The sequence below is a fragment of the uncultured Muribaculum sp. genome, assembly GCF_910583865.1.
Taxonomy (GTDB): Bacteria; Bacteroidota; Bacteroidia; order Bacteroidales; family Muribaculaceae; genus Muribaculum.
On sequence record NZ_CAJTYX010000010.1, the window covers coordinates 1 to 14,580 of the forward strand.

14 protein-coding genes are annotated in these 14,580 nt (G+C 56.4%); 4 read left to right on the top strand and 10 right to left on the bottom strand.

Annotated features, from left to right (window positions below; translation table 11 throughout):
• Positions 1-74 precede the first annotated feature (74 nt).
• Positions 75-404: a DUF4491 family protein gene (locus QZ303_RS03565; protein WP_295729206.1), complete on the top strand. Its 330-nt coding sequence runs from the start codon at positions 75-77 to the stop codon at positions 402-404.
• Between the two features lie 116 nt (positions 405-520).
• Here the strand turns inward: QZ303_RS03565 and QZ303_RS03570 are convergent, their stop codons facing one another.
• From QZ303_RS03570 to QZ303_RS03585, 4 genes are all read right to left on the bottom strand, one after another.
• Positions 521-940 (bottom strand): FdtA/QdtA family cupin domain-containing protein, encoded by a 420-nt coding sequence (locus QZ303_RS03570; protein ID WP_295729208.1) that lies wholly within the window; start codon positions 938-940, stop codon positions 521-523.
• Between the two features lie 13 nt (positions 941-953).
• Entirely contained in the window at positions 954-2,072 is a 1,119-nt protein-coding gene (locus tag QZ303_RS03575; protein ID WP_295729210.1) for a DegT/DnrJ/EryC1/StrS aminotransferase family protein, read from the bottom strand.
• Positions 2,073-2,096: 24 nt separating this feature from the next.
• On the bottom strand, positions 2,097-2,987 hold the full coding sequence (gene rfbA / locus QZ303_RS03580) for a glucose-1-phosphate thymidylyltransferase RfbA (RefSeq protein WP_295729212.1): 891 nt from the start codon (positions 2,985-2,987) through the stop codon (positions 2,097-2,099).
• A gap of 65 nt (positions 2,988-3,052) precedes the next feature.
• Positions 3,053-3,817, bottom strand: coding sequence for a tetratricopeptide repeat protein (locus QZ303_RS03585; protein WP_295729215.1), 765 nt, complete (start codon positions 3,815-3,817; stop codon positions 3,053-3,055).
• Between the two features lie 81 nt (positions 3,818-3,898).
• Here QZ303_RS03585 and pyrH point away from each other — a divergent pair, with 81 nt between their 5' ends.
• The 3 genes from pyrH to QZ303_RS03600 all read left to right on the top strand — a co-directional run bounded on the left by pyrH (position 3,899) and on the right by QZ303_RS03600 (position 6,571).
• Positions 3,899-4,609, top strand: coding sequence for a UMP kinase (pyrH, locus tag QZ303_RS03590; protein WP_295729217.1), 711 nt, complete (start codon positions 3,899-3,901; stop codon positions 4,607-4,609).
• Between the two features lie 25 nt (positions 4,610-4,634).
• A complete protein-coding gene (frr, locus tag QZ303_RS03595) occupies positions 4,635-5,192 on the top strand; it encodes a ribosome recycling factor (protein WP_295729219.1) in 558 nt (185 codons plus the stop codon).
• A gap of 182 nt (positions 5,193-5,374) precedes the next feature.
• The gene (locus QZ303_RS03600) at positions 5,375-6,571 is read left to right on the top strand and encodes an IS4 family transposase (RefSeq protein ID WP_295729222.1); all 1,197 of its coding nucleotides are present in this window, start codon (positions 5,375-5,377) and stop codon (positions 6,569-6,571) included.
• A gap of 252 nt (positions 6,572-6,823) precedes the next feature.
• On the opposite strand, the gene folB is transcribed toward QZ303_RS03600, so the two are convergent.
• The 6 genes from folB to QZ303_RS03630 all read right to left on the bottom strand — a co-directional run bounded on the left by folB (position 6,824) and on the right by QZ303_RS03630 (position 14,500).
• Positions 6,824-7,180 (bottom strand): dihydroneopterin aldolase, encoded by a 357-nt coding sequence (folB, locus tag QZ303_RS03605; RefSeq protein ID WP_295729224.1) that lies wholly within the window; start codon positions 7,178-7,180, stop codon positions 6,824-6,826.
• A gap of 37 nt (positions 7,181-7,217) precedes the next feature.
• Positions 7,218-8,477: a YgcG family protein gene (locus QZ303_RS03610; RefSeq protein WP_295729226.1), complete on the bottom strand. Its 1,260-nt coding sequence runs from the start codon at positions 8,475-8,477 to the stop codon at positions 7,218-7,220.
• Positions 8,478-8,493: 16 nt separating this feature from the next.
• Positions 8,494-9,831, bottom strand: coding sequence for a dGTP triphosphohydrolase (gene dgt / locus QZ303_RS03615; protein ID WP_295729333.1), 1,338 nt, complete (start codon positions 9,829-9,831; stop codon positions 8,494-8,496).
• 50 nt (positions 9,832-9,881) lie between these two features.
• The gene (lpxB, locus tag QZ303_RS03620; protein WP_295729228.1) at positions 9,882-11,018 is read right to left on the bottom strand and encodes a lipid-A-disaccharide synthase; all 1,137 of its coding nucleotides are present in this window, start codon (positions 11,016-11,018) and stop codon (positions 9,882-9,884) included.
• A 125-nt stretch (positions 11,019-11,143) separates the two neighbouring features.
• Positions 11,144-12,061: a phosphatidylglycerol lysyltransferase domain-containing protein gene (locus QZ303_RS03625; protein WP_295729231.1), complete on the bottom strand. Its 918-nt coding sequence runs from the start codon at positions 12,059-12,061 to the stop codon at positions 11,144-11,146.
• 960 nt (positions 12,062-13,021) lie between these two features.
• Entirely contained in the window at positions 13,022-14,500 is a 1,479-nt protein-coding gene (locus QZ303_RS03630; RefSeq protein ID WP_295729234.1) for a hypothetical protein, read from the bottom strand.
• Positions 14,501-14,580 lie beyond the last annotated feature (80 nt).

Here is a 14,580-nt window from a genome sequence, read left to right on the forward strand (position 1 = left end):
TCAACGGATAGAATAGAGGTTTCCTAAACCTTAGATAGGGGTTCGATTCCCCTCCGGGCTACAATTATTCCTTTATGGACATTACCGCTTTCCTTCAGGAACATCATCTGCTTGGAGTGACCATCGGCGCAGCTACTTTTCTGATAATAGGGCTGTTTCATCCGCTGGTCATAAAGGGGCATTATTATTTCGGCACTGTGTGCCGATGGTGGTTTCTTGTGGCGGGGATAATATGCCTGCTGCTCGCCGTGATGGTGGGTGATGTGCTTTGGTCGAGTCTGCTCGGCGTTGTGGCGTTTTCGTCGCTTTGGAGCATAAAGGAAGTGCTTGAGCAGGAAGAGCGAGTGAAAAAAGGCTGGTTTCCTGCCAACCCGCGTCGGAAAAATTGCGGTGATTCCGAATAATCAACTGTTTGATGTATTGTATTCAAGTTAACCGGGGGCGAATGCTTCGGGAAGCATCCATACGAGTTTGGGTGGATGGAGTTCCGGCAGGCTCTAAGGGCTAAGAGAGATGCCGGTCAGTCGGGGTCTATGCCTCGTGAACGGAGGTATTCGTCGTAGGAACGGATATAGTCGGACTCGTCAAACGGATGCGAGGCAAGTACCATGCAGACTGCTCCGGAGCTGAAATCATCGAGTGTGCGCCATATGCCGGTAGGAACCAGCACTCCTTCGTAGGGATGATTGAGAAGGAATGACCGACGGTTTATGCCGTCATCAAGAGTTAATGTGAACGAACCGTTGATTGCTACGATCATTTCAAGGCATTCCTTGTGGGCGTGTCCGCCACGGCATTCGCCGCCGGGAACGTCGTAGACCCAGTAGGCGCGGTGTATGTCGAAAGGCACGTCGGTACCGGCTTGCGCCACGGTGAGGTTACCGCGTCGGTCGGTAATCTTGCAGAAGGGTGTGATTCTGATATCTTCGATGGTAGCCATTGGGTTGTAGCCGTTAGATTGTGAATTTATTGATTATCGCGGCGATGTCGCGGGCATCGGCGGTGGTAGTGCATGCCGGGGATATCGGCAGACTCAGTACGCGGGAGGCAAGCTGCGTTGCCACAGGCAGGTAGTATCCTGCGAGGCTGCTGTAGCATTTCTGCATGTGTGGGGGACACGGGTAGTGGACGAGTGTCTCCACGCCGTTGTCGAGCAGATGGCGACGCAACGCGTCGCGATGCTCGGTGGTCACGACATACTGGTGGTAGACGTGGCGGTCAGGCCCGGGGTCGGGCGTTGACACGAGCGGGTTGGTTATCTCCCGGTTGTAGATGGCGGCTATGGCACGGCGTCCGTCGTTCTCACGGTCGGTGTGTGGAAGCTTCACCCTTATCATAGCCGCCTGTATGGGATCGAGGCGTGAGTTGGCACCGAGGTGGTCGAAGTAGTAGGCCTTGTCGCCGCTGCCGTAGTTGCGCAGGGAGCGGAGCATGTCGGCAAGAGCGTCGTCGTCGGTGGTGACGGCTCCGGCATCGCCGAGCGCCCCGATATTTTTTGTAGGGTAGAAGCTGAAGCATCCGGCATGGCCGAGCGCCCCGCATCTGCGTCTGTCGGCCATGGCTGCGCCGATGGCCTGGGCGGCATCCTCGATGACGAGCAGGCCGTGGGTCGATGCGAATTCCTCAAGACGCGTGTCGAAGGCCGGTCGTCCGTAGAGGTGCACTGTCATGATGGCGCGCGTGCGTCCGGTCAACGCCGCGTCGAGCAACTCCGTGTCGAGATTGTGGGTGGTGGCATCGGCATCTACCGGTACGGGCGTGAGTCCGGCGAGACTGATGGCAAGTACCGACGCGAAGTAGGTGTTGGCCGGTACGAGCACCTCGTCGCCCGGGGCAAGCCGTCCGAGCCGGATCCATGCTGAAAGCGTCAGGCTCAGGGCATCAAGTCCACTTGCCACACCGACGGCATGGCGCGTGCCTACCATGGCGGCAAGTTCGCGCTCAAGCGCCTCGACCTCCGGGCCTCCGATGTAGCGGCCGCTGTCGACCACACGGGAGCATGCCTGCTTAAGTTCTTCGGCATAGGGCGCGTTGACCTTTCCAAGGTCAAGAAATGGATAATGCTTTGGCATAGACGGTGATGATGGAAAAGGATGCTATCGGGAGGCAGGTCCGTCGTTGGCGAGTTGCACGAGGTAGGCCCCGTAGGCGTTTCCTGAAAGAGGCGCGGCAATCTCCAGCAGCTGTTCGGCATTGATGAATCCGCGACGGAAAGCGATCTCTTCGAGTGCGGCTATCTGGAATCCCTGGCGCTTCTCGATGGCTGCCACGAAGTTGGACGCTTCGAGCAGGGAGTCTACCGTGCCTGTGTCCAGCCAAGCGAATCCGCGTCCGAACTTCTTTACGCTCAGGCGGCTTTGGCTGAGATAATTGATGTTGACAGATGTTATTTCCAGTTCGCCGCGTGCCGAAGGCTTTACTTCGGAGGCTACCTTCACCACATCGTTGGGATAGAAGTACAGGCCGACAACGGCGTAGTCCGAGGCCGGAAATTCGGGCTTCTCCTGGATGTCGACGGCCTTCCCGTCGGCGTTGAAGCTCACAACTCCGTAGCGCTCGGGGTCCTGCACCTGGTAGGCGAACACCACCGCGTCGCGCTGCTCACGGACGATACGCGCTGCATCGTTGAGCATTCCGGTGAATCCCTGCCCGTAGAATATGTTGTCGCCGAGCACGAGCACCACATCGTCATCGCCGATGAAGTCCTTGCCGATGATGAAAGCCTGTGCGAGACCCTCCGGGCGCGGCTGTTCGGCATATTCGAACTTCACTCCCAGTCGGCTTCCGTCGCCAAGCAGGCGCTTGAACGCGGGGAGGTCGTCGGGTGTGGATATTATGAGTATGTCGCGTATTCCTGCCAGCATCAGCACCGACACGGGGTAATACACCATAGGCTTGTCGTAGATCGGCAGCAACTGTTTCGATACGCCCTGGGTGACAGGGTAGAGGCGTGTGCCGGCACCTCCGGCGAGAACTATACCTTTCATATATGGTTGTGTTTTGTCTATATAACGTGGGGGAGGGTAGGTATGGTGTGGAATTTTAGTAAAATTCACTTTTTGTCACTTACTCCGGTGAGCGCGGCAATCTGACGGTCGACATATGGTGTGGCTTTTATGTCCCGGGCGCGCTGTAGATAGTGTAGCGCGTCGGCGGCTACTCCTTTGTCCTTATAATAGTTGCCGAGATAGAGCAGGGCGGTGTAGTTGTCGGGATGGCGGTCGAGCAGGGCTTTGTAAGCGGCGACGGCTTCGTCGTAATCGCCCGTAAGGAGAAAGCCCTGAGCCAGGGCGAGCATGAAGTCGGCGTTGTCCGGTGCACCCGAAAGCATTATACGGCTGTATCTGATGATTCCAGGGCCGTTGCGGCGAAAGAGATAGTAGCCCAGAAGCTGTTTGTCGATGCTGCGCCCGAGCCATGGCTGACGCTCTTTCAGCAGGAGCAGGAAATGCTCGTAGCGTGATGTCTGCCCGAGCGAGAAGCTCACTCGGCGCACGCTTTGAAGGAGCGAGTCGAGCGGCACGAGGTTGGCCTGTGCTTTTTCGGCGAGCGCAATCTCGTAGTCCGGAAGATGGCGCATTCCCGCCGTAACGATGGCATGGGCATATGTGTCGCACACCTTCGGGCGCTCCTCAAGCATGAGCTCGTACATGGCGGCGGCGTTTGCCCATTCGCCGTACTTGAAAAAACGTTGCGCCTTCACGGCCACCGACGCATAGTCGGGACGTCGTGATGTGCTGTCGAGTGCGTATGAATTCGCGCCGTCAAGCAGGCATAGCGACAGGCATAACCATATTTTTGCATGCAATAGTTTCATTCCGGGAATGCTTTTTGTATATTTGCAGAATTGAATCCTGTTTGAATCAGTTCTGAAACTCAAAATTACACAAATATCGCAATGAGAACAAAATATAACCGCATACTTTTGAAGCTTAGCGGTGAATCGCTCGCCGGCGGCAAAGGGCACGGCATAGACACCGAACGATTGAACGCATATGCCGTGCAGATACGCGACGTGGTGGCATCCGGCGTGCAGGTGGCCATAGTGATAGGCGGAGGCAACATATTCCGCGGGCTGCAGGGAGCGTCCAAAGGCTTCGACCGCGTGAAGGGTGACCAGATGGGTATGCTTGCCACCGTAATCAACTCGTTGGCTCTCAGTTCGGCACTTGAAGCCGTAGGGCAGCCGGCGAAGGTCTACACAGCCATCAACATGTTTCCCATCGGTGAGCACTACAGCAAGTGGCGCGCCATCGAGTCGATGAACCGTGGCGAGGTAGCCATAATCTCCGGCGGCACCGGCAATCCGTTCTTCACCACCGACACCGGCTCGGCCCTGCGCGGTATCGAGGTGGAGGCCGACGTGATGCTGAAGGGCACGCGTGTCGACGGCATCTACACCGCTGACCCCGAGAAGGATCCCACTGCCACAAAGTTCTCGGAAATCACCTACGATGAGGTCTACACCCGAGGACTAAAGGTGATGGACCTGACGGCCACAGCCCTGTGCAAGGAGAACGGCCTTCCGATAATCGTGTTCGACATGGATACCCCCGGCAATCTCGGCAAAGTGCTTGCCGGTGAGCCTATCGGTACGCTCGTCTATTGAAAAACAATTTAAATTCTATAATACGATGGAAGTAAAAGACTATCTCGACCCCGCTGAGGAAAAGATGGAGATGGCCGTGGCCTATCTCGACGAGTCGCTGGCCCATATCCGCGCCGGCAAGGCTAATCCGAAGATTCTCGACGGCATACGTGTGGAGTATTACGGCAGCAACGTGCCTATCTCCAACGTTGCCAACATATCCGTGCCCGATGCGCGCACCATAGTGATAACTCCTTGGGAAAAAGCCATGTTCAAGGAGATAGAGCGTGCGATCATCAACTCCGAGGTGGGTATCACCCCTGAGAACAACGGTGAGGTGATACGCCTCTCGATCCCCCCGCTCACCGAGGAGCGACGCAAGAATCTTGTGAAGCAGTCGAAGGCCGAGGCCGAGAATGCCAAGGTGTCGGTGCGCAACGCTCGCCGCGATGCCATAGACGGGCTTAAGAAGGCCGTGAAGCAGGGTATGCCTGAGGATGTGGAGAAGGATGCCGAGGCACAGGCGCAGAAGCTCCACGACAAGTATCTCAAGCAGATTGACGAGCTTTTCGCAGCCAAGGAGAAGGAGATTCTGACCGTCTGAGGCAAGAGTCAGACAAGTCTGACAGCTCTGACGAGTCTGACACACACGTGTCCCACGAAAAAATTAACAAATGGATATAACTGCAAGATAACCACTGTCTCCGAGTGCATTTTCCGGTGCGGAGGATTTGAAAGCGCATAAAATTCATTAAGTTGTGGCAACTAACAATTTGCTACAATTCTATGCAAACGCCTTACATTCTGACCCAGTTGATGCACTATGTGGACCGGGGTTATTTCGAACGCCAAGTGTCGCGGTATGGCGGCAACCGGTATGTCAAGACTTTCAGTTGCTGGAACATGCTGAGCTGCCTGGTATGGGCGCAGCTTAGCGGAGCTCGCAGTCTGCGAGACATTGTCATGTGCCAGAATTGCCACCGGGACAAGTCCTACCGTATGGGAGTGGGGAGAAATGTCTCAAGGAACAATCTTTCCAATGCCTTGGCAAAGCGAGATGTGGCCATGTTCAGGGAACTGGCATCCCGCATGATGGAACGGACCGGCGGGACATGCATAAGGAATGATCCCCTGAAAGAGATCGCAGAGGCCTTTTCCATCGGTGGATTCTTTGCGGCCGACAGTACCACTGTCAGGCTGCATCCGGGACGGTTCGGATGGACCACGGTCAAACAAGGCTGGGGAGGCATAAAGGCGCACGTGCTGTTTGACCTGTTGCGTTACGTGCCTACGTTCTGTTTGGTCACCGGGCATGAGGAGGGCGATCAGACCTTTATGGAGGACTACCCCTATAGTCAGGGTTGCATGTACCTGTTTGACCGCGTCTATAACAAGCCTTCGGCTCTATACCACATACACCGGAGCGGGGCTCGTTTCATCGTAAGAGGCAAGACCGACCCATCCATTGAGGTCGTACACCCATACAGCAATGGCGGGGAGGACAGAAACGTGCTTGCCGACAGGAAAATCCGTTTCATAGGCCCAAAATCGCGGAAAGGCTACCCGGTACCTTTGAGGCAGGTGCTATACCATAGTGAGAGTCTGGACGCTAATGTCTCTTTTCTCACGAACGATGAAACGCTGCCTGCGGACATTGTCGCAGATATATACCACTTCAGATGGGACATTGAAGTGTTTTTCAAATGGCTTAAACAGCACTTGAACATACAGGCTTTTTACGGGCAGTCCGCCAATGCCGTCTCGATACAGGTCTATGTGGCTATAATAACCCTGTGTATTGTCGCGCTCGTGGCAAGTGACCATAATGTGACCTCGCTGAGCCATTACGAGCTGTCAAGGGTCCTTGCATGTGCTATAACACACAGGTACTGGTTGCCGGATCTGATAAGACTTGCATCGGAACGCAGTTCCAATGACGGCCCAAATACAAGCAATACACAATACCCATCCCTCTTTGATTAATTACAATGACTTGATGCCTGATCAATATAGCAAATTGCTATTGGATGCTGCCGGTTTGCATACAAATCTAATTTGTTAAATTTTTCTTGGGACACGTGTAAGTCGGACATGTCAGATCCGTCGGACCCGTCGGACCCGTCAGACGATATAATACTATAGCAATGAGAGCGCTAACCGCTCTAGAGAAAATCTCGGGCGGTTAGCGCTCTCTGTATATGTAGGAGTCTCACGGAGGTGCTGTATGTCAGTAGTCTACCAGCGCAGGGTCACCGCCACGGAATCGAGGTCCGCCGGGATGGGAGGAACGAGTTTTGCCACACGTACCATGCCCCCTTCGATGAGTGGAAACCTGTCGAGAAGGGCATTTTTGAGCCGTCCCGCGACGTTCTCGATAAGCAGCGACGGGGCCGCCATCACCTCTTTGGCGATGGCCACCATCTCGGCATAGTTTATGGTGCGGTCGAGCCTGTCATGCTCCACCGCCTCGCGGGCCGGATAGCGCAGGTGCACGGTCAATTCGAACAGGTTGCCCACCGTGCGCTCCTGGGGGGCTACGCCGTGGCGGGCGTATATACGCAGTCCGTTTACTTCTATTGTTATCGATTCCATAGCCGGAAATTTCATTACATGCGGCGTGCGGGTAGTGTCACCATCCTCCCGACGCGCCTCCACCGCCTGTGGAGCCACCTCCGAACGACCCGCCCGAGAATCCACCTCCGCCGAATCCTCCGCCACGGCCACCCAGCGGGGGCACGATGATGACAGGGGGCAGTTTGGGGATGGTGTACGGTATGGCGTTGGTGTTGCGGCAGTTGAGGCACTGGTAGACTTTTGCTCCGCGTCCCTCTGTCGATTCGGTAGGCCGCGATATCACCCTGTCGGCCACCATTGTGCAGGCTCTGGCGCCGCATCTGGGGCACGGGGTGTAGCTCTTTGACCGGTTGACGTAGGGCAGTATGTCGGTCTCTCCGCATTGCGGGCATAGCCACACGTCGTAGTCGACGGAGTCAAGGCGTTCCTCGGCGTCCTGTGCGGGGGTGAGATAGGCGTTGTCGGCTTTCTCGTCGAGGCGGTGCATTTTTGCTCCGCAGTTGGGGCATTTCCTCGAAGCCGTGCGGAGGCGCCTCATGATTATCATCAGTGGGATGAACGCCACAAGCCCCATGCCTATCGTGGCGAACGACACCACCAGTGCGGGGAGTTTCATCTGCTCCAGACGCATATACCTCTTGTAGCGGCTCTCCTTGCGGGTGCCGAATAGGGTCACAATCAGCCATACAAGCATTCCTGCCGCGATTATCCCGCTTATGGTGAGCCACATGCTGAAAAATTCGGTGCTGTCGCCATTGTCTCGGCGTCGGTCGTTGGCATACTTCGACATAAGCTCCTCGGTGGCTCCGGGGGTGGTGAGCAATGTACTGATTTGTCCGACCGCGTCGGCCACACCGCCGTCCACGTCGCCCTCCTTGAACCGGAGGTTGGAGCTGCGGATTATGCGCCCGGCAAGTACGTCTGGCACCACACCCTCCGAGCCGTAGCCAGTGCGGATGGCTGCACGCCGGTCGCCGATGGCCACTATGTAGAGCACGCCGTTGTCGTTGTCCTCCTTGCCTATGCCCCAGCGGGTGAACAGTTCCGTGGCGAAGCTGTCGATGTCGCCACCGTCGATGCGGTCGACCACCACCACGGCGAGTTCGGCGGAAGATGTCTCCCACACGCGGCGTATCACGGCATCAAGACTGTCGCGCATGGCCGGAGACAGCAGTCCGTCAGGGTCGGACACGTACCGACGGGCATCGGCGACATGCACGTTGGGTATGTCGACGACCCGATGCACTGCGGCGGAAAGTGTGAGCGCTGCAAGCAGAGAGAATATCAGTGTAAGTATGGTTCGTTTTCGTGTCATATACCTTATATGTAGTTTAGACGGCGGGGAGAGAATGGCCGTTGAGTTTGCGGAACAGGTCGAGCGCGTACACGTCGGTCATGGCCGACATGTGGTCGAGCACGGCCTGTATCCTTCCGAAGAGTGTCGGAGCGGAGATGTCGTATTGCTCCGGTACCTTGCCCAGGAGCAGGCGCGAATAGTTGAGCGAGGGATTGCGCACGGCGTGGATGAACTTTTCGAGCAGGAAAGCGATTATGCGGTTACCGGCAAGCTCGATGTCGACGACGTCGCCCGCGCAGTATATCTTCTTCCAGGCCAGGGCCGAGCACCGGCGGTAGCCTTCGCGCTGGCGCGTGTCGACATGGTCGAGTAGTGTGCCGGGAAATGTGCCGCTGAGTATCGCCTGCTCGTTGTCGGTGAATGCCCGTGCGCATTGTTCAACAAGCGTGCCGATGACGCATGAGCGCATGTATGCGATTTTCTCGTTGGGGTCGGCCACCTTGTCCATTATCCCCATCATACGGTTGCGACGTGTATCGTCGAAAAATCCGAGGAACACGTCGGTGACTTCCTCAGTGCTGACAACGTGGAGCTTGTGGGCGTCCTCCATGTCCATCACCTGGTAGCATATGTCGTCGGCGGCTTCCACTATGTAAACGAGTGGATGGCGGCGGTAGCGCGTCTCCTCGCCGGGCCCCGGATCGGGAATCATGCCCAGTTCGTCGGCTATGCGGCGGAACACAGGCACTTCGGTGGTGAAGAACCCGAACTTGCCGTTTTCTCCGGCGAGGCTCGACTCATATGGGTACTTCACTATCGAGGCGAGCATGGAATAGGTCATGGCGAAGCCTCCCGGACGCCGGCCGTTGAACTGGTGCGTGAGCAGGCGCAGCGAGTTTGCGTTCCCCTCGAAGTGGGTTATGTCGGCCCATTGCTCCGGGGTGAGCAGCGGTTGTAGCCCCGCCCCTTCCCCCTCGCTGAAGAAGGTAGATATGGCCTTCTCCCCGGAGTGGCCGAAAGGTGGGTTGCCGAGGTCGTGGGCCAGACATGCGGCGGCCACGATCTCGTCGATTGCGTCGAGCTTGTGCGCCCACGGCTCGGAGGCATGGCGCATGCGCAGTGTGCGCATGATCTCGTTGGCGAGGCTGCGCCCTACCGAGGCCACCTCCATCGAGTGGGTAAGGCGGTTGTGGACGAACACCGACCCGGGGAGGGGAAATACCTGTGTCTTGTTCTGCAAGCGCCTGAACGGCGAGGAGAACACCAGACGGTCGAAGTCCCTCTGGAAGTCACTGCGTGTGCCGTTGCGTGTGTCGTGGTAGTCCTCAAGCCCGTAGCGCTTGTCGCATATGAGCTTATCCCACGTCATCATCCTTGTAGGCGCGGGTATGTCGGCTGTCGGTGGTATGGAGTCTTTGCGGTTCATTTGCGGATTCTTGCCAGTGATGCTATTATTTCCGCCGCATTGGCCGGAGCGTCGCCGGTGCCGAGCGCGGCGCGCATCTCACGGTATCCCTCAAGCTGGTTGTCATGGCCGGGACGTCCGGGGAGTATGTCGCCCAGCTCCCGCGCCACGAGGTCGGGGGTGCACATGTGCACGAGCATTTCCGGCACTATGCGCTTCCCCGCAATCAGGTTGGGGAGCGACACGTAGGGTATCTTCAGCAGTTTCTCCATTATCTTGTAGGAGAACTTCACCCCGTTGGCGCGGTAGCACACCACCTGCGGCGTGGCCATGAGCGCGCATTCCAGAGTGGCGGTGCCGGATGTGACGAGTGCCACCTCGGCGTGGAGCATCAGCTCGAATGTGTCGTTGTCGACAATCGGTGTGCCGGGGGTGAGGTAATATCCGTAGTACGACATGTCGATTCCGGGCGCTCCGGCCACCACCGGCTGATAATCGGGATATCGGGCCGCAGCGGCCTCCATCACCTGAAGGTTGTTTTTTATCTCGCTGCGGCGGCTGCCTGGCACGAGCGCTATGACGGGGCGGTCGGGCAGGTTGTGGCGCCGGAGGAAATCGGCACGCGACGAGGCGCGGCTTATGCGCTCGTCGACCTCTTTTACGGACGGGTTGCCGACATACACAGCCTCGTAGTCGTGGCGGCTGCGGTAGAACGCAGTCTCGAACGGGAGTATGCAGCACATGCGGTCGACGTAGCGGCGTATCTGCTTCACGCGCCATTCTTTCCACGCCCACACTTTCGGCGAGATATAGTATGCCACCTTTATGCCGCGCTCCTTGGCGTAGCGTGCGAGCTTGAGGTTGAAGCTCGGGTAGTCCACGAGCACAAGCACGTCCGGACGGAACTCATCGATGGCCCGGCGGGCGCGGCGCATGTTGGCGGCTATCGCGGGGAGATGCCTGAGCACCTCGCTGAATCCCATGAACGCCATCTCGCGGTAATGGATCACGGGCGCACAGCCGGCAGCGGCGGCCATGAGGTCGCCCCCGAGAAAGGCTATCCGCGCGTCGGTGTCGGCATGCCTCAATGCCGCTATCAGTTCCGAGGCGTGGAGGTCGCCCGAAGGTTCTCCTACTGAAATGAAGTATTTCATCGCGGGTGGGTGTAATTATGGTGTTGCGCAAAGATACGAATAAGTCGAGTGCAAAGCCAAATAAATTTGGTTTTGCCGGGTGTGCGTATCTAAGGCGATAGCCAAAGATACGGATATTATCTGGTTTAGAACTCGACGTTGTATTTGCGGAGCATCATCAGGGGATGGTACGACTCCTTGGCGCGGCGCAGCCCTTCGTCGCCCGCATCCTCCTCGCGGTTGACGAACGTCACTCCGTAGCGGTCGAGCATCATCGCGGCGAAGCCCTTGTTGATGGTCTCTCCCGCACCGTTCACGTCGTGGAGCATCTTCTCGACATGGACGTAGAGCGTGTCGGCCATCACCTCGCCTATGGCAAACGCTGTTATGCCCGTGTCGGGTGTCATGAGCACCGCCCCATCCATGGGAAGGCTGCCCCAGCGGTCGAGCAGGCGCTCCACCTCCCGGCGCTCCACCATGGCAGTGGCGTGCTCGCGGTCGACGGGGAGAGAGTCGAGAAACCTCTTTACGTCGGGCACAAGCGCCGGGGTAAGTTCCACAAGCGCGGCTTCCGGGTGGTCGGAGGCGAATCGGTTGACATGGTTTCTTTTCTTGCTGTACGCGCTGCCGGAGAGGGTGGCGAGGTCGCGCGCGTTGTAGAGGTAGTCGGCCCAGTCGACAAGCTCTTCGATCCGGTCTGCGCCGAGCGCGCGCAGTTCGCCGAGACGGTCCTCCGGTACAGCCGACAGCACGGTCGGCACACCTTCTTCGCGGCAATATGCGCGCAGCATGGCGATGGAGTCGTCGAGCGGCATTTCGCCGATGGGGAGCGAGAATGCAGGCACGGAACGGTCGTTCTCCTTCACGCCTTTGATGAAGAGCGTGCCCCGGCACACGGCGTAACGGTAGTCGAAGTAGCGCGCCCACATTAGCAGTCCGGCAAGCGTGTAGTCGCAGGTGCGGCTCCGCGATCGGGCCAGCAAGGGGGCAATCGCGGGGATGGAATCGTAGTCGAGCGGTCGGAATCTGAGTCGGTGAATGACGGTAGCTGTTGTGAGACACATAGGTTTTATATACTTTTTTCTTAGTAACTCGCAAAAATTATTTTATATTTCCGACGAGAGAATTTTCGAGCGATTTTTGCTCGATGAAGAGGGAGTGTAGCGAGCTACATGACTGATGAAGAGAGCGGAAAGCGCCGAAAATTCTCCGGCGGAAATATAAAGCTTTAGAATTTATCATATGCGAAATAATTTTTGCGAGTTACTTAGTAAACAAAATGAATGGCGAAAAAGCTTGCATTACAAAATAAAAACACATATCTTTGCGACAACACATTACAATCCGGCCAAAAAGCCGTATCCGCAATCCGGGTACGCTTGCAGCCTGTTTAGATTTCATGAGATAACCATTGGCATGCATTGCCTGGGATGGTTTTTATCTACCGACACTAACATAAAACATGTTATATCATCAACATTCATTTTTAATCAGATTCTGCCGTCGGCTGTATGCCGGGTGCAGAAACGGTTTTTCTCTTTTGCCGTCGGGCACGGGGGAAAGGCTGCTGCTTTTTTCGACATAACAGATTGCCCGTGGCGGCTTGTAGGCGCGATGGCATCGCTGCCGGTCCACTGGCGATTAGAAAGATATCGCACAATCAACATTCACTAAAATTTCCGGGAAAGCCAGAGTCGTGATGACTATGGCTTTTTCATTTCCCCGGGCGAATGTGTTATCCCCCGGACCGCCTCGGCGGTGTCCTGTGGTGTCCCGTGCCCCTCCGGGGCTAACGACGGGCGGGGTGAAAAAAGAAGCGGCGGTCCTCACGGATCGCCGCTGTCATTCACTTTAGTTAAAAAAGTAGCTATTATTGTGATATTATCCTATCGGATTACCTGTAATCGTGATGTCGGCGTGGATAGAAATCGCCGGCATCGAAGGGAAATTATTTTGTGTATTTAATCATGTTTCACAGATAAAGGAGAGATGCAAACCTATTTCCAAATTATCCAACCTTACCATTATTTGTTAAGAACCTTGCGGGCGGTGCCGTCGGAGTATCTTACGATTACGATACCCTTCTGGTCGGCATTGACCTTCATGCCACGGAGGTTGTAGATGCCGGTGACGGTCTTTTCAGCGTCGTCGTTGCCGAACACGCTGTCAATGCCCGACGTAGCGGTGCCGGTAGAGAGACCGAGGAGGACTACGTCGCCATTGCCTGCCGCAGCATAGTTGGTGAATGCCAGCGAGACGAGATTCTTGGAGGGATCAACGGGGATAGCGCATTCGTAGATGCGATACTTGGGTGCTCCATCCGGGTCGCCTGTGTTCCAATCGAGACATCCGACATTCTCCAACGCAACGCCGCTATCTTCGGTGTTGCCCCAACGGCCTACCTGGAACCATTCGCCATTGGTGTTTGATGTGCCATCGTCGTAGGCAGCCACGCAGGCTACGGTGTATTTTACCGAATAGCTGTGATTGCCGAAAGCGAGGAGATAGACCTTGTCAAGTCCGCTGACGGGAGTCGAGAGCGTGAGGGTATGCTCCGCGAATGCATCGAGCTTGAGAGCATTGTTGGCTACGGGATTCAAGGAGTATTCGTGGCCGTTGGCGAGTGCGACCTTGCCGTCGGCACCGCAGATCGCTCCGTCGGCGAGCACATCGTCGGTATAGAACACGAGCTGCTTGTCGACACCCTCGATACCTACGGGCGAAGCGGGAGCTGTGGCGAGATTCTTGAAGTTGTCAATGCCCTCTACGATGACGTCGATGTCATAGCCTGCGCATGCGATGGCCTGTGAGGGGGTGTCGGGAACATCGGAGCCGGAGCCTTTGCCTGTAGAGAAGCCTATCACGATGAGGTTGCCTGACCAGTTGGTGTGCTTTATAGTCAGCTTCTCGGCAGTCTTGGCGGGATCGAGAGTAATTTCGTACTCGTACACGCTGTATGATTTGCCGGTATAGCCGCTGCGATCGATTTTGATGAGGTCAACCGTCTTTGCGAGGTTGTCGGCGGTAGTTTCGTAAAATTTGACTTTGGTCTTGATGGCTTCGGTTGTGCCGTCGGAGTATGTAACGGTCCAGGTAACATTGGAACCGGCGTTGGCATCACTTTCCCAGGAAGCCTTATAATTATATGTGGCGAGGGCGTAGATTTTGTCGCAGCCGGTGACAGGCGTGTCGAAAGTGAGTTCGCCAGTCTCGGAGGCGCTGATGCGGAGTCCGTTTTTGCCGGCGAGGGGAGTGATGAGATAATCGTTGCCTGAGGCGGATGTAAGGCTTCCGTCCTTGGCACATAAGGCACCCTCCTCCTTGGCAGATGCTGCGTAGAATGCATATGCATCCCAAGGATCGACGCTGCCGGTGGTCTGAGATGTGCCGGCGGAATCCTCGAGGACAAGGTCGTGTGTCCAACCGGTGACTGTGACGGGGCCTGCTGCCATGGCTGTGGCTGATGCTGCTGTGAGCAATGAGAGTAGTAAAAGATGTTTCATAATGACTGATAAATAAAAGATGATTTAAAGTATCTTAATAGCTGAAAAAGTGTGGTCGGCCGGAAGTCGGTATACGGCCG

Excerpts from the sequence above, each read along its gene's own strand:
- QZ303_RS03565 (WP_295729206.1), top strand. The coding sequence starts at position 75 with ATGGACATTACCGCTTTCCTTCAGGAACATCATCTGCTTGGAGTGACC.
- QZ303_RS03610 (WP_295729226.1), bottom strand. The coding sequence starts at position 8,477 with ATGACACGAAAACGAACCATACTTACACTGATATTCTCTCTGCTTGCA.
- frr (WP_295729219.1), top strand. The coding sequence starts at position 4,635 with ATGGAAGTAAAAGACTATCTCGACCCCGCTGAGGAAAAGATGGAGATG.
- dgt (WP_295729333.1), bottom strand. The coding sequence starts at position 9,831 with ATGATGACGTGGGATAAGCTCATATGCGACAAGCGCTACGGGCTTGAG.
- pyrH (WP_295729217.1), top strand. The coding sequence starts at position 3,899 with ATGAGAACAAAATATAACCGCATACTTTTGAAGCTTAGCGGTGAATCG.
- lpxB (WP_295729228.1), bottom strand. The coding sequence starts at position 11,018 with ATGAAATACTTCATTTCAGTAGGAGAACCTTCGGGCGACCTCCACGCC.
- folB (WP_295729224.1), bottom strand. The coding sequence starts at position 7,180 with ATGGAATCGATAACAATAGAAGTAAACGGACTGCGTATATACGCCCGC.
- QZ303_RS03575 (WP_295729210.1), bottom strand. The coding sequence starts at position 2,072 with ATGCCAAAGCATTATCCATTTCTTGACCTTGGAAAGGTCAACGCGCCC.
- QZ303_RS03585 (WP_295729215.1), bottom strand. The coding sequence starts at position 3,817 with ATGAAACTATTGCATGCAAAAATATGGTTATGCCTGTCGCTATGCCTG.
- QZ303_RS03630 (WP_295729234.1), bottom strand. The coding sequence starts at position 14,500 with ATGAAACATCTTTTACTACTCTCATTGCTCACAGCAGCATCAGCCACA.
- QZ303_RS03570 (WP_295729208.1), bottom strand. The coding sequence starts at position 940 with ATGGCTACCATCGAAGATATCAGAATCACACCCTTCTGCAAGATTACC.
- QZ303_RS03625 (WP_295729231.1), bottom strand. The coding sequence starts at position 12,061 with ATGTGTCTCACAACAGCTACCGTCATTCACCGACTCAGATTCCGACCG.
- QZ303_RS03600 (WP_295729222.1), top strand. The coding sequence starts at position 5,375 with ATGCAAACGCCTTACATTCTGACCCAGTTGATGCACTATGTGGACCGG.
- rfbA (WP_295729212.1), bottom strand. The coding sequence starts at position 2,987 with ATGAAAGGTATAGTTCTCGCCGGAGGTGCCGGCACACGCCTCTACCCT.